The organism is Oscillibacter sp. KLE 1728 (genome assembly GCF_934833455.1).
Classification (GTDB): Bacteria; Bacillota; Clostridia; order Oscillospirales; family Oscillospiraceae; genus Oscillibacter; species Oscillibacter welbionis.
In genome coordinates this window covers 1-13219 of the sequence record NZ_CAKVVF010000055.1, presented here as the reverse complement: position 1 = coordinate 13219, position 13219 = coordinate 1, and the positions used below count along the sequence as shown (strand labels likewise).

14 protein-coding genes are annotated in these 13219 nt (G+C 63.5%); 12 read left to right on the top strand and 2 right to left on the bottom strand.

The annotated features are described in order from the left end of the window. On the top strand, nucleotides 1-583 hold a 583-nt coding region (locus QVE23_RS07530), incomplete at its 5' end, for a fumarylacetoacetate hydrolase family protein (RefSeq protein WP_287967864.1). A gap of 509 nt (nucleotides 584-1092) precedes the next feature. Here the strand turns inward: QVE23_RS07530 and QVE23_RS07525 are convergent. Then, on the bottom strand, nucleotides 1093-2559 hold the full coding sequence (locus QVE23_RS07525) for a TrkH family potassium uptake protein (protein ID WP_025544910.1): 1467 nt from the start codon (nucleotides 2557-2559) through the stop codon (nucleotides 1093-1095). A gap of 17 nt (nucleotides 2560-2576) precedes the next feature. Continuing rightward, nucleotides 2577-3944, bottom strand: a complete 1368-nt coding sequence (trkA, locus tag QVE23_RS07520; protein WP_287967863.1) for a Trk system potassium transporter TrkA — start codon at nucleotides 3942-3944, stop codon at nucleotides 2577-2579. A 210-nt stretch (nucleotides 3945-4154) separates the two neighbouring features. On the opposite strand from trkA, the gene QVE23_RS07515 reads away from it, so the two are divergent. The 11 genes from QVE23_RS07515 to QVE23_RS07465 form a co-directional block, all read left to right on the top strand. Further along, nucleotides 4155-4481 carry a thioredoxin domain-containing protein gene (locus tag QVE23_RS07515; protein ID WP_021751427.1) on the top strand — a complete coding sequence of 109 codons (327 nt, stop codon included), beginning with the start codon at nucleotides 4155-4157 and terminating at the stop codon, nucleotides 4479-4481. Between the two features lie 160 nt (nucleotides 4482-4641). Then, nucleotides 4642-4872, top strand: a complete 231-nt coding sequence (gene acpP, locus QVE23_RS07510; RefSeq protein ID WP_021751426.1) for an acyl carrier protein — start codon at nucleotides 4642-4644, stop codon at nucleotides 4870-4872. A gap of 66 nt (nucleotides 4873-4938) precedes the next feature. Beyond that, entirely contained in the window at nucleotides 4939-5364 is a 426-nt protein-coding gene (locus QVE23_RS07505) for an acetyl-CoA carboxylase biotin carboxyl carrier protein (protein ID WP_021751425.1), read from the top strand. Continuing rightward, on the top strand, nucleotides 5358-6749 hold the full coding sequence (accC, locus tag QVE23_RS07500) for an acetyl-CoA carboxylase biotin carboxylase subunit (RefSeq protein WP_021751424.1): 1392 nt from the start codon (nucleotides 5358-5360) through the stop codon (nucleotides 6747-6749). The genes QVE23_RS07505 and accC overlap by 7 nt, the downstream gene beginning before the upstream one ends. A 5-nt stretch (nucleotides 6750-6754) precedes the next feature. Then, a complete protein-coding gene (gene accD, locus QVE23_RS07495; RefSeq protein ID WP_036628633.1) occupies nucleotides 6755-7609 on the top strand; it encodes an acetyl-CoA carboxylase, carboxyltransferase subunit beta in 855 nt (284 codons plus the stop codon). After that, entirely contained in the window at nucleotides 7606-8424 is an 819-nt protein-coding gene (locus QVE23_RS07490) for an acetyl-CoA carboxylase carboxyltransferase subunit alpha (protein WP_021751422.1), read from the top strand. Before accD ends, QVE23_RS07490 begins: the two co-directional genes overlap by 4 nt. Further along, on the top strand, nucleotides 8421-9368 hold the full coding sequence (locus tag QVE23_RS07485; protein WP_021751421.1) for a beta-ketoacyl-ACP synthase III: 948 nt from the start codon (nucleotides 8421-8423) through the stop codon (nucleotides 9366-9368). Before QVE23_RS07490 ends, QVE23_RS07485 begins: the two co-directional genes overlap by 4 nt. Before the next feature lie 98 nt (nucleotides 9369-9466). After that, a complete protein-coding gene (locus tag QVE23_RS07480) occupies nucleotides 9467-10414 on the top strand; it encodes a DUF561 domain-containing protein (RefSeq protein WP_021751420.1) in 948 nt (315 codons plus the stop codon). Then, nucleotides 10411-11355, top strand: a complete 945-nt coding sequence (gene fabD, locus QVE23_RS07475; RefSeq protein WP_119310592.1) for an ACP S-malonyltransferase — start codon at nucleotides 10411-10413, stop codon at nucleotides 11353-11355. The genes QVE23_RS07480 and fabD overlap by 4 nt, the downstream gene beginning before the upstream one ends. After that, the gene (fabG, locus tag QVE23_RS07470) at nucleotides 11355-12098 is read left to right on the top strand and encodes a 3-oxoacyl-[acyl-carrier-protein] reductase (RefSeq protein WP_036631366.1); all 744 of its coding nucleotides are present in this window, start codon (nucleotides 11355-11357) and stop codon (nucleotides 12096-12098) included. Before fabD ends, fabG begins: the two co-directional genes overlap by 1 nt. Nucleotides 12099-12437: 339 nt before the next feature. After that, a partial coding sequence (locus QVE23_RS07465) for a beta-ketoacyl synthase N-terminal-like domain-containing protein (RefSeq protein WP_287967862.1) occupies nucleotides 12438-13219 on the top strand: 782 nt, incomplete at its 3' end.

The following is a 13219-nucleotide window of genomic DNA, read 5'->3' as shown; positions in this document are numbered from 1 at the left end:
GGCGCAGATACAGCTCGCTGGAAGCCGGCAGGCTCTGCGCCTGGCGGATGTCCTTCGGGCCCTGGGCGATGGGGAGGCGATCGACGGCCATCTGGATTTTGTCTCCAAGCTGGATTATGAAGTGGAGCTGGCCGTTGTCCTGGGCAGGGACGCGCTCCATGTCCGGGAGGAAGATGTGGGTGACTACATCTTCGGATACAGCGTGGCCAACGACGTCAGCGCCCGGGACGTCCAGTACCGCCACAAGCAGAACTTCCTCGGAAAAAGCCTGGATACCTTTTTTGCCATGGGGCCGGTCATTGTCACTGCGGACGAATTCCCCTGCCCGCCCGCGCTATCCATCAGAAGCTTTGTCAACGGAGAGCTGCGGCAGAACAGCGTGACGGACCAGGTGTTCTTCAATATCCGCCACATCGTCAGTGAGCTCTCGCAGGGCATGACGCTGCCGGCGGGCACCATCCTCATCACCGGCACCCCCGCCGGAGTGGGGATGGGAATGGATCCCCCCTGCTTCCTCAAGCGTGGAGATGTGGTCACCTGCGAGATCGACGGGATCGGTCGCATCTCCAACCCCATCCGCTAGCGTTCTGTTTTGAAACGATTCCTGTCCAATCCCTTCAAGGGGCCCCGGAGGTTTTGCCATTGTCCTCCGGGGCCCCGCTCTTTTGATTCCACAGCTCCGCCGGGGTGCAGCTTCTTCTCGCCCATCAGGGTCCGGGCCGGGCGTCTCTCCAGAGCCCGCCTCTGTCCGGATGCCGCCGTCTACTTGCCTCCTCTGCGTATCCGTCAGCCGATCCTTTAGCCGCCGTGATGCCCGAAGCCCATCCCGCGGGACGCCGCTCACAGCGTCCCGCAGGCCCTCCTGTCCGCTTGCCGGTGGGGCGGCGCTCCGGGGAAACATATTCCTCTGTTTGGGGCGGGCAGCTTTGGAGACGCGGTTGCCGGTGGCCGTTGTCCCGCGCTGCCCGGCAATCTCCCCCCACCGCAGAAAAAAAGCGCCCTCCGCGGCGGCGGAGGGCGCTTGACAGGACGGCAGGACTGCCGCAGATCTCCGCGGCGGTCCTGTTCCGTTGGATTTGATTTTCAGGCAAGTCAGTCCACCAGCCTGCGGGACGGCAGCCGCCGTTTCCAGATGGAAGGGGCGAACAGAAGCAGCATGGGGAAGATCTCCAGCCGTCCCACCAGCATGTCGAAGGACAGCAGCAGCTTGGACCAAGGGGAGAAGCTGGAGAAGTTACCCATGGGACCTACAATCTCCAGACCGGGCCCCACGTTGTTGATGCAGGCAGCCACCGCTGTGAACGTAGTCACCAGGTCCAACTGCTCCAGAGACACCAACAGGCAGGACGCCACGAAGACCATCAGGTACACCGCCAGAAACAGATGGACGCCCCGGATGCTCCTCTCGTTCAGGGGCTTGCCCTCGAACTGGATGGCGGGCACCGCATTGGGGTGGAGCATCCGCCGCATCTCGCTGACAGACACCTTCTGCAGGATCACCACCCGGGCCACCTTGATGCCGCCAGCGGTGGAACCGGCGCAGCCGCCGATAAACATCAGCGCCACCAGAATGGCCTTTGAAAAGGTGGGCCAGGTGTTGAAATCCACCGTGGCATAACCGGTGGTGGTGATGATGGAGGACACCTGGAAAAACGCGTGCCGCAGGCTGGTGCCCACCGACTCGTACATGTGCACGATATCCAGGGTGATGGCAGCCACTGCCGTCGCCACAATGAGGACATAGGCCCACAGCTCCTCGGACCGGAACACGTCCCGGAACCGCCGCACCAGCAGGAAGTAATACAGATTGAAATTGATGCCGAAGAGCAGCATGAAAATGCCGATCACAATTTCAAAATAGGGGTTGTTATAAGCTCCCACACTGAGATTCCGGCTGCTGAAGCCGCCGGTGCCCGCACTGCCGAAGGAGTGGATGCAGGCGTCGAACAGCGGCATCCCGCCCGCCAGCAGCAGCACGATCTCAATGACAGTCATCACCAGGTAGATGCCGTAGAGGATTTTGGCGGTGTCGCTCATGCGGCTCACCAGCTTTCCCACCGCGGGTCCAGGCATCTCCGCCCGCAGCATGTGCATCCCGTGGCCATCCCCGCCCATAGGCAGAATGGCCATGACGAACACCAGAACACCCATGCCGCCCACCCAGTGGGTGAAGCTGCGCCAGAACAGAATGCCCCGGTTCAGCGACTCCACCTCCGTCAGGATGGTGGCCCCCGTGGTGGTGAAGCCGGAGACTGTCTCAAAGAAGCAATCTACAAAGCTCTCTATGGAGCCGGAGATGTAAAAGGGCAGCGCACCGAAGAGGGACACGGCAATCCACGCCAGCGCCACTACCGCCAGGCCGTCCCGTGCGAACAGAGACGCCTGCCGCGGCTTTTTGAAGCTCAGCAATCCTCCGCACAGCACCAGCAGCGCCGCAGGGAGCAGATACGGGACAGGGGATTCCCCATATCCCAGAGCCACCGCCATGGGAAGCAGCAGCAGCGCCGCCTCCACCAGCAGGATACGGCCAATGGCAAAGCCGATCATTCGATAATTCACAGAACTTACCTGCCTTCTCACTCTGCAAGGATATCCCGAAGATCCTCCAGCTGGGTGTCCGTGGTCACTACGATCACATCGTCGTGGAGGTGCAGGACATCATTGCCGGAGGGGATGACGATCTGCCCGTTCTGCCGCACGATACCTGCCAGTAGCAGGCCCCGCTTCAGATTCAGATCCCGCAGGGGCACGCCGGCGAAGGAGATGTCCGGCGTCACGCTGAACTCCAGAGCCTCCACCTTCTCATCCACGATGCGGTGCAGCGTTTTCACCTTGGAGGCGGAGGCGTTCTTCATGGCCCGGATATACTGGGGGATCAGCTCTGTGGTCACCGCACCGGTGGACACCACACTGTCGATCAGGCTCTCGGTGGAGACCAGCTCCAGCAGGGACTTGCGGTTGATCTTCGCCACCACCTTACAGCAGTCGCCGGACTGCTTGGCGGCGCTGAGTGCCATGAGGATGTTGGCCTCGTCCAGGCCCGTGATGGCCACGAAGGCGTCCGTCTGGCTGATTCCCTCCTCGCTGAGGAGCTCGCTGTCCGTCCCGTCTCCCACGATCACCAGCGCGCGGGGCAGTTTCTCGCTCATCTCCACGCACCGCTGCTCGTTTTGGTCGATGATCTTTACGGACATGCCCATCTCCAGCAGCTCAGATGCCAGATAGTAGCACATTTTGCTGGCGCCCACGATCATGACCGAAGAGGCCCGGGCCCGGAATACGCCCAGAAGCCGGAAGAACTTCTCCAGTTCCCGGGGTGCGGCGGTGAGATAGATCTTGTCTCCCGCCCGCAAGGTGAAATCGCCGGAGGGAATGATCGTCTCCCCCTGCCGGGCCACGGCGCAGATCAGCACCCGGACCTTGAAATTCCGGTACAGTTCCGAAAGCCGGGTGCCGTCCAGGGCCGTGTGCTCCGCCACCCGGTACTCCACCAGCTCCAGCCGCCCCTTGGAGAAGGACTCCAGCTTCATGGCGGTGGGGAACCGCAGCACACGGGCGATCTCACGGGCCGTTGCCGCCTCCGGATTGATGGCCATGGACAGCCCCAGCTCACTGCGCATAAACCGCAGCTGGCGGCCGTATTCCGGGCTGCGGATACGGGCGATGGTGTGCTGCACACCCATTTTCTTCGCCACAAGGCACGTGAGGATATTAATCTCGTCGCTGGAGGTAGTGGCGATCAGCAGATCGGCCTGCTCCACATCCGCCTCCTTCTGCACATCGTAGCTGGCGCCGTTGCCGCACACGCCCATCACATCATAGATGTTGATGATGTTCTCAACCAGATGTGGATTTTGGTCGATCACTGTGACCCTGTTCTCCACGGCCAGATGGCGCGTCAGGGCCACGCCCACCTTGCCCGCGCCCACAATGACGATCTTCATGCGGTCCTCCATCCTTTCTTCCGCCGGGACAGGTTCCGTTGGGGATCCTCCGGCGCAATCCTCCCACATTATAGCGGATATATCGGCAAAAGCAAATATCTTTTTCGTCAAATCTCCAAAAAATAGGACGCCGTCTTTCCCCCTGCCTCCCCTTGTGGTATGCTGTTCTGCGGAATATGGGCCCCGCCCGGAGAATAAGGAGACGATGAAATGAGCACCCCTGTCAAACTGCGCCTGTACTGTTCCATCTGTGCCCGGAACGACTTCTACATGGACCGCATCCGGGCCGTTGCCGACGGTCTCGGCCTGGACTACACTCTGGAGAAAATCACAGACGACGATGTGATCGACCGGATGGACCTGCTGATGCCCTGCCTGTACGCCTACTGCCCCGGCTGCCGGGTGCTGAACGAACAGGTGACGAGTGAGCATCCGGAGACCCTCTGCACTCCCGCCCTGGAGATCAATGGAACACTCCGGTTCTGGGGCGTCCCCGCCAGCGACGACGCGCTGCGGCAGGCGCTGTCTTCCTTATAATTAAATAAGGTGCGGCTGCCACGTCCCGGAGAAGGCGGGCGTTCTCCAAAATTTTACTTGACAAACCGGCATAAACCGCATAAAATCAACGTGAAATTATTTTAGTTAAATTATTTTAATTAAAATAATTTCATCATTTTTCGACATAAGGAGTACCAATATGGAATTCGAGCAAGTACGTGATATCATCGTGGAGACCCTGGGCTGCGACGCGGAGCAAGTCACAATGGACGCCTCCCTGGCTGACGATCTGGGTGCTGATTCCCTGGCTTCCGTGGAACTGGTGATGGCTCTGGAAGAGGCCACCGGCATCTCCATTGAGGATAGCGCCCTGGCGGAGATGAAGACCGTCGGCGACGTGATGAACTACCTGAACGCCCACAAGCAGTAATCCCTGCCCCGCCGGCGGGCCCGCGCCCTCCGGCGGGTTCACTTTCCGCTGAGAAAGGAATGCGCTATGACCAACCAAGAGTTTTTTGAGATTGTCGCCTGCTTCGACCGCAGCACCGCTCAGACGATGAAGCTGTCCACGCAGGAGTTCACCATAGAGCTGACCCGTGGCGGCGCGTCTGCGCCTGCGGCCAGCGCACCTGCGGCCGCTCCGGCTGCCGCCGCTGCTCCGGTGCCTGCGCCCCAGAGCAGCTCCTCCTCTATTGACGCGCCTCTGGTGGGCACGTTCTACGCGGCGCCCGCCCCGGACCAGGCCCCCTTTGTCCTGCCCGGCGACCGGGTGTCCAAGGGCCAGACCGTCTGCCTGATCGAGGCTATGAAGATGATGAGCGAAGTTCCCGCTCCCTGTGACTGCGTCATTGAGAGCGTGTGCAAGAGCAACGGCGAGCTGGTGGCCTTCGGCGAGCCGCTGTTCCGTTATCGGCCATGCTGAGGCGGGTATTGATCGCCAACCGGGGAGAGATCGCCCTGCGGGTCCTGCGGGCCTGCCGGGAGCTGGGGATCGAGACGGTGGCCGTATACTCCCAGGCGGACGCGGACGCGCTCCATGTCCAGCTGGCGGGACAGGCGGTGTGCATCGGCCCTGCCCGGGCGGCAGACAGCTATTTGAATCAGGATGCTCTTCTGACGGTGGCCAAAGCCACCGGGTGCGACGGCGTCCATCCCGGCTATGGCTTCCTCTCTGAAAACGCCGACTTTGCAGACGCCTGCGCCGCAGCTGGCCTGACCTTCATCGGCCCCTCCGGCGACGCCATCCGCAAGGCCGGCTCCAAATCTGCCGCGCGGGACCTGATGCGCGCCGCCGGCGTGCCCGTGACCCCCGGCTCCGACGGCCCGGTCGCCTCTGTGGAGGAGGCGCTGACCGCGGCAGAGTCCGTAGGCTATCCTGTGCTGCTGAAGGCGTCCGCCGGCGGCGGCGGGCGGGGCATCCGCCGGTGCGACCGGCCGGAGGATCTGTCCGCGGCCTTTGCGGAGGCCAAGGCAGAGGCCCAGGCCTGCTTCGGCAATGACGAGATGTATCTGGAGAAACTGGTGCTCCGGCCCCGGCACATCGAGTTCCAGGTGCTGGCGGACCGCTACGGCAACGTCATCCATCTGGGGGACCGGGACTGCTCGGTCCAGCGGCGGAACCAGAAGCTCATCGAGGAGGCCCCTGCCCGGTGTTTGACGCCGGAGCTGCGGGAGCGGATGGGCGCCGCCGCCGTAAAGGCGGCCAAAGCCGTTGGCTATGAGAATGCCGGCACAGTGGAGTTCCTGCTGGACCCGGACCGGGAGCATTTCTATTTCATGGAGATGAACACCCGCATCCAGGTAGAGCACGGCGTCACCGAGCTGGTCACCGGTGTGGATCTGGTGCGCCAACAGCTGCGGATTGCCTCCGGCCTGGCGCTGCGCCTGCGGCAGGAGGATGTGACGCTCCAGGGCCATGCCATCGAGTGCCGCATCAACGCCGAAGACCCTGTGCAGGGGTTCCGCCCCTGCCCCGGACGGGTGGATTTCCTCCATTTCCCCGGCGGCCCCGGCGTGCGGGTGGACTCCTGCCTGTACAGCGGGTGCGAGCTGTCTCCTTACTACGACTCTATGGCGGCCAAGATCCTGGCCTACGCCCCCACTCGGATGGAGACCATCCGGCGGATGCGCCGCTGCCTGGAGGAGTTCACTCTGGAGGGCTTCCCCACCAATGCGGAGCTCTCCTATCAGATTCTGTACCATCCGGAGTTCATTCTGGGAGAGTGCACCACTGCCTTCCTGGATGAACACCTGTCGGAGCTGCTGGAATTCAGCCGCAAGCTCAGTGAAAGCGGGGTGGATGCATGAGTGGGATGAACGGCGTCTTCGCCAAGCGCCGGGCGCGCCTGCTGGCCATGAAGGCCATCCGGGACAATCACATTCCCGGCGATAAAGCCATCACCTGTCCCAAGTGCGGGCAGGACAGCGACCGCAAATCCGTGGCGCAGAACCTGTCGGTCTGCCCCAAGTGCGGCTACCATTTCCCCATCGGCGCCTACTATCGACTCAGCACGATTCTGGACCCCGGCTCCTTCCGGGAGCTGTTTGAAAAGCTGCCTGCGGCGGACCCGCTCTCCTTCCCCGGCTACCGGGCCAAGGTGGAGGCCGCCCAGCGCAAGACCGGCCTGACGGAGGCCGTGGTCACCGCCACCGGCACCATCGGGGGCCGCAAATGCGTAGTGGGTGTGCTGGACAGCCGCTTCTTCATGGGCTCCATGAGTGCCGCCGTGGGTGAGAAGATCACCCTGGCCATTGAGTACGCCACCAAGAACCGCCTGCCCCTGATCCTGTTCGCCGCCAGCGGCGGTGCCCGGATGCAGGAGGGCATCCTCTCCCTGATGCAGATGGCCAAGACCAGTGCGGCGCTGGCCCGCTTCTCGGAGAAAGGGCTTTTGTATATTTCCGTCTTTACGGACCCCACCACTGGTGGGGTCACTGCCAGTTTCGCCTCTCTGGGCGATATCATCCTGGCGGAGCCCGGCGCTCTGATCGGCTTTGCCGGTCCCCGGGTCATCCAGCAGACCATCGGCCAGACCCTGCCGGAGGGCTTCCAGCGGGCGGAGTTCCAGGAGGAGCACGGCTTTGTGGACGCGGTGGTGCCGCGCCTTCAGATGCGGGACACCCTGTCCCAGCTGCTGCGGCTCCATGAGAAAGGGGGACGCACATGAGCGAACCGCTGACCGCCGCCCAGCGGGTGGCCATTGCCCGCCACCCCCAGCGGCCCAATATCACAGATTATATTCAGGCGCTGTTCACAGACTTCTTTGAGCAGAAGGGCGACCGCCTCTGCGGCGAGGATGCCGCGATCTTGGGCGGCGTGGCCCTGTACCACGGCCGCCCTGTGACCGTCATCGGCACCCGGAAGGGCAAAACGCTGGAGGAGAACCTCAAGTGCAACTTCGGCATGCCCAATCCGGAAGGGTACCGCAAGGCTCTGCGGCTGATGCGGCAGGCGGAGAAGTTCCGCCGCCCCATCCTCACGTTTATCGACACCTCCGGCGCCTATCCCGGCCTGGAGGCCGAGGCCCACGGCCAGGGCGAGGCCATCGCCCGGAATCTCTATGAGATGAGCCGCCTCACCGTCCCCGTCATCGCCCTCATCACCGGCGAGGGCAACAGCGGCGGCGCGCTGGCGTTGGGCGTTGCCAACCGGGTGCTGATGCTGGAGAACTCTGTGTACGCCATCCTCTCTCCGGAAGGCTTCGCCTCCATTCTGTGGAAGGACTCCGCCAGACATGAGGAAGCCTGTGAGCTGATGAAGCTGACGGCGCCGGACCTGCTGGAGCTGGGCGTCATCGACGGCATCATCCCTGAGCCGGAGGGCGGCGCCCATCTGGCTCCTGCCGCCCACATGCGGCAGGTGGATCGGGCTCTGAGCCGCTGCCTGGCGGAGCTCTCCAAAGAGAGCGGAGCCGCTCTGGCCGCAGGCCGGTATCAAAAATTCAGACGCATGGGCGCAGCACCCCAGAAGGAGGAAGCATGAGCGGAATCAAAATCAGAGGCACCGGCCGGTTCGCCCCTGCGAAAATCGTCACCAACGACGACCTGGCAAAAATCGTGGATACCAGCGACGAGTGGATCACCACCCGCACCGGCATCCAGACCCGCCACCACTGCACCACGGAGACCCACACGGATATGTGCGTGGGCGCCGCCCGGCAGGCGCTGGAAAACGCCGGGATTTCCCCGGAGGACATCGGCGCCTGCGTGGTGGCCACTTTCTCCTCCGACTACCTGTCCCCCTCTGCCGCCTGCATGGTGCAGCGGGGGCTGGGGCTGCCCCACGACGCGGTGTGCTTTGACCTGAATGCCGCATGCAGCGGCTTCCTGTTCGCCATCCACACCATGGAGTGCCTGCTGGCCCAGGCCCCCCGGAAGTACGGCCTGGTGATCGGCGCGGAGATGCTCTCCCGGTTCATCAACTGGGAGGACCGGGGCACCTGCGTCCTCTTCGGAGACGGCGCCGGCGCTGTGGTGGTGGAGTGGCGGGAGGACTATCCCTCCATCCACGCCGTTCTGGGCTGCCACGGCGACCCGGACATGCTGGGCGTCACCGGCGCGGAGAAGCCGGCGCCGGCCCGCATCTTCATGCACGGCCAGCCTACCTTCAAGTTCGCCGTTAAGGCAGTGCCCTACTGCATCGACCAGGTGCTGGAAAAGGCCGTCATGGCCATTGAGGACGTGGACTTCTTCGTCTTCCACCAGGCCAACGCCCGGATCATCGACCTGGCAGCCAAAAAGTACCACATCCCCCCGGAGAAGTACTACAAGAACATCCAGAAATACGGCAACACCTCCGCCGCCAGCATCCCCCTGGTCATCAGTGAGCTCCATGACCTGGGAAAGGTGGGGCCCGGCTCCCGGGTCCTGGTGGTAGGCTTCGGCGGCGGCCTCACCTGGGGCGGCGCCCTGGTGGAGTTCGCCTGACTCCCTGCACGTCAAGCAGGCGCTCTGGACGCAAGCCTGTTACCGGCGAAAACTTCAGCTTTATTTAGGCCGCGCACAGCGGCGAATGGGAGATTTTTATGAAAAAGCTCAATGAAATCCTGGGAACCAAGTACCCCTTTATCCAGGGCGGTATGGCCAACATCGCCACCGGCGAGTTCGCCGCCGCCTGCTCCAACGCCGGGGCCCTGGGCATGATCGCCACCGGCGGCTGGGACGGCGACCGTCTCCGCCAGGAGATCCGCCGGGCCAAGGAGCTGACGGACAAGCCCTTCGGCGTCAATCTGATGCTGATGAGCCCCTATGCCGACGACATCGCCCAGATCATTCTGGAAGAGGGCGTGAAAGTGGTCACCACCGGCGCCGGCAATCCCGGCAAGTACATTCCCGCCTGGAAGGAAAAGGGCATCAAGGTGATGCCCGTAGTGGCGGCGGCGGTTCTGGCCAAGCGGCTGGAGCGCTATGGCGTGGACGCCATCATCGCCGAGGGCACGGAGTCCGGCGGCCACGTGGGCGAGATGACCACCATGGCCCTGGTGCCCCAGGTCATCGATGCGGTAAGCGTTCCCGTGGTGGCGGCCGGCGGCATCGCGGACGGCCGTCAGGCGGCTGCGGCCTTTGCCCTGGGTGCCTGCGGCATCCAGGTGGGCACCTGTTTGCTTGCCAGCGAGGAGTGCCCCATCCACCCCAATTACAAGCAGGCTGTGCTGAAGGCCAAGGACAGTGATACGGTGGTCACCGGCCGCTCCATCGGCGGCCCGGTCCGAATCCTGAAGAACAAGATGGCCCGGGAGTATCTGGCCCTGGAGAAGCGCGGCGCCTCTCTGGAGGAGCTGGAGAAGGTCACCCTGGGCGGCCTGCGCCGGGCCGTGCTGGAGGGCGATGTGGAAATGGGCAGCGTCATGAGCGGCCAGGTGGCTGGTATGCTCCACGAGATCCGGCCCGTGGCCGAGATTTTCCGTGACCTGTATGAGAGCGGTATCGCACGGGCGAAGGCCACCGCCGCAGAATGGAGCGACGCAGAATGAAACTGGGCTTTTTGTACGCCGGTCAGGGCAGCCAGCATGCCGGCATGGGCGCCGATCTGTACGAGGCGTTTTCCGCTTTCCGGGCTGTTTACGACCATGCGGAAGTGGATTTTGACCTGAAGAAGGTCACCTTTGAGGACCCGGACGGCATCATCAACCAGACCCGCTACACCCAGCCCTGCATGGTGGCCTTTGCCGCCGGTATGACGGCGGTGCTGCGGGAGAAGGGCATCACCCCCGCTGTGGCGGCGGGCCTCTCCCTGGGTGAGTACTCTGCCCTTCACGCCGCCGGTGTGTTCGACGCCGCCACAGCTATCCGTCTGGTGGCTTTCCGGGGCAAGGCCATGGAGGAGGCGGCTGCCGGCCGGGAGAGCGCCATGATGGCCGTCCTGAATCTGGACCGCAGCCCCCTGCAGGATGCCTGCGACGCGGCCTCTGACCTGGGGTGCGTGGTAATCGCCAACTACAACTGTCCCGGCCAGCTGGTCATCGGCGGTGAGAAGGCCGCTGTGGAGAAGGCCGCCGCCATTGCCAAGGAGAAGGGCGCCCGCCGGTGCCTGCCCCTGAAGGTCAGCGGCCCCTTCCACACCCCCCTGATGGCCCCTGCCGGGAATGCCCTGCGGGAATACTTCCAGGGCGTGGCGTTTGCGGATCCCCAGATCCCCGTGATCTTCAACTGCCTGGGGGATGTGAAGGATGACAGCACCCCCATCCAGGAGCTGTTGGTGAAGCAGGTGCAGAGCAGCGTGTTCATGGAGGACTCCATCCGGAAGATGGCAGACATGGGCGTGGACGCCATCGTGGAGATCGGCCCGGGCAAAGCCCTCAGCGGTTTTGTGAAAAAGACCGTTCCCGGCATACCGGTCTGCGCGGTGGAGACCGCAGCGGATGTGGAGAACCTGCCCGACACGCTGGAACAACTGATAAAGGAGAAGGCATGATGAATTTTGCTGGAAAGACCGCCGTGGTCACCGGCGGCAGCCGGGGCATCGGCCGGGCCATCTGCGAGGAGCTGGCCCGGGGCGGCGCCAATGTGGTGCTGTGCTACGCCGGCCGGGCGGAAGCTGCCCAGGAGACCGTGACCGCTTGCGAGGACCTGGGTGCCAAGGCCCTGGCCGTGCAGTGCAACGTGGCGGACGAGGCCCAGGTGAAGGCCCTGATGGATGCCGCTGTGAAGGAATTCGGCCGGATCGACATTCTGGTGAACAATGCCGGCGTCACCCGGGACGGCCTTGTGATGATGATGAAGGAGGCCGACTTCGACGCGGTGATCGACACCAACCTGAAAGGCACCTTCCTGTGCATGAAGGCCGTGTCCCGAATCATGATGAAGCAGCGGTACGGCCGGATCGTGAACCTCTCCAGCGTGGTGGGCCTCCGGGGCAACGCCGGCCAGGTGAACTACGCCGCCAGCAAGGCGGGTGTGGTAGGCATGACCAAGTCCCTGGCCAAGGAGCTGGCCTCCCGGGGCGTGACGGTCAACGCCGTGGCCCCCGGCTTCATTGAGACGGACATGACCGCTGCCATGCCCCAGGCCGCCAAGGACGCCATGATGCCCACCATCCCTATGCAGCGGCTGGGTGCACCGGAGGATGTGGCAAAGGCCGTGGCCTTCCTGGCCAGCGACGAGGCCGCCTATGTCACCGGCCAGGTCCTGGCCGTCGACGGGGGCATGGCGATGTGAAGCATTCAAGGGGGACAGTGTCCCCCTTGGACGCTCCGCCGGTATGCCACCGGCTCCGCTGAACCCCCATCACCAGTCTGCACCCCAAGGGCACTTCCGCGCCGCTTTCAGCGGCTTGGGTCAAAGTATTTTCGGCAGGTACAGAAGGTGAATTGCCCCGCAGGGGCAAGAGAAGCCGCCCTGGGGTGCGCCCTGCCGAAAATGATTGGAATTTCTTGATCTGCCTCTGGCAGATCAACCGGGGAACCCCGAATGGATTTCCCCAGCCCCCTTCCTTTTGCGGGGCCTTTTGGAACACCTTTTCCGGGTGCTCCCAACTCTATCTACAGGAGGTATACTATGGAACGACGGAGAGTCGTGATCACCGGCCTGGGGGCCGTGACCCCCATTGGCCTTACCGCGGCAGAGAGCTGGCAGGCTGTGAAGGACGGTGTGTGCGGCATCGCTCCCATCACCCAATTCGATCCCACCGATCTGAAGGTCCATCTGGCCGCGGAGGTCAAGGGCTTCGTGCCGGAGAACTACATGAGCAAGCCAGAGGCCAAGCGGATGGGCCGCTTCACCCAGATGGCCGTCGTCTCCGCCAAGGAGGCACTGGACGGTGCTGGCTTCACGTTGGATGAAGCGGAGGCGGATCGCTGCGGCGTCATTGTCTCCAGCGGCATCGGCGGCCTCTCCATCACGGAGGCAGAGCACGACAAGGGCAAGGAGAAGGGCTGGGACCGGGTCTCTCCCTTCTATATCCCCACTGGCATCTGCAACATGGCCGCCGGCCAGATCGCCATCCACACCGGCTTCCGGGGCATGTGCTCCTGTCCGGTGACCGCCTGTACCGGCGGCACCAATGCCGTAGGCGATGCCTTCCACTATATCCGGGACGGTTATGCTGATGTGATGCTCTGCGGCGGCACGGAGTCCGCTGTGACGCCTCTGGCCATCGGCGCCTTCACCTCCATGAAGGCCCTGACCCAGAATCCCGATCCCAAGCGGGCTTCCATCCCCTTTGACGCGGAGCGCAGCGGCTTCGTGCTGGGCGAGGGTGCGGCCATCCTCCTGCTGGAGGAGCTGGAGCACGCCAAGGCCCGGGGCGCCCGAATCCTTGCGGAGGTCGTAGGCTACGG

Bases quoted from the DNA above. Each gene is read 5' to 3' on its own strand.
- trkA (WP_287967863.1), bottom strand. From the start codon at position 3,944: ATGAAGATCGTCATTGTGGGCGCGGGCAAGGTGGGCGTGGCCCTGACG.
- QVE23_RS07515 (WP_021751427.1), top strand. From the start codon at position 4,155: ATGAGCACCCCTGTCAAACTGCGCCTGTACTGTTCCATCTGTGCCCGG.
- acpP (WP_021751426.1), top strand. From the start codon at position 4,642: ATGGAATTCGAGCAAGTACGTGATATCATCGTGGAGACCCTGGGCTGC.
- QVE23_RS07505 (WP_021751425.1), top strand. From the start codon at position 4,939: ATGACCAACCAAGAGTTTTTTGAGATTGTCGCCTGCTTCGACCGCAGC.
- accC (WP_021751424.1), top strand. From the start codon at position 5,358: ATGCTGAGGCGGGTATTGATCGCCAACCGGGGAGAGATCGCCCTGCGG.
- accD (WP_036628633.1), top strand. From the start codon at position 6,755: ATGAACGGCGTCTTCGCCAAGCGCCGGGCGCGCCTGCTGGCCATGAAG.
- QVE23_RS07490 (WP_021751422.1), top strand. From the start codon at position 7,606: ATGAGCGAACCGCTGACCGCCGCCCAGCGGGTGGCCATTGCCCGCCAC.
- QVE23_RS07485 (WP_021751421.1), top strand. From the start codon at position 8,421: ATGAGCGGAATCAAAATCAGAGGCACCGGCCGGTTCGCCCCTGCGAAA.
- QVE23_RS07480 (WP_021751420.1), top strand. From the start codon at position 9,467: ATGAAAAAGCTCAATGAAATCCTGGGAACCAAGTACCCCTTTATCCAG.
- fabD (WP_119310592.1), top strand. From the start codon at position 10,411: ATGAAACTGGGCTTTTTGTACGCCGGTCAGGGCAGCCAGCATGCCGGC.
- fabG (WP_036631366.1), top strand. From the start codon at position 11,355: ATGAATTTTGCTGGAAAGACCGCCGTGGTCACCGGCGGCAGCCGGGGC.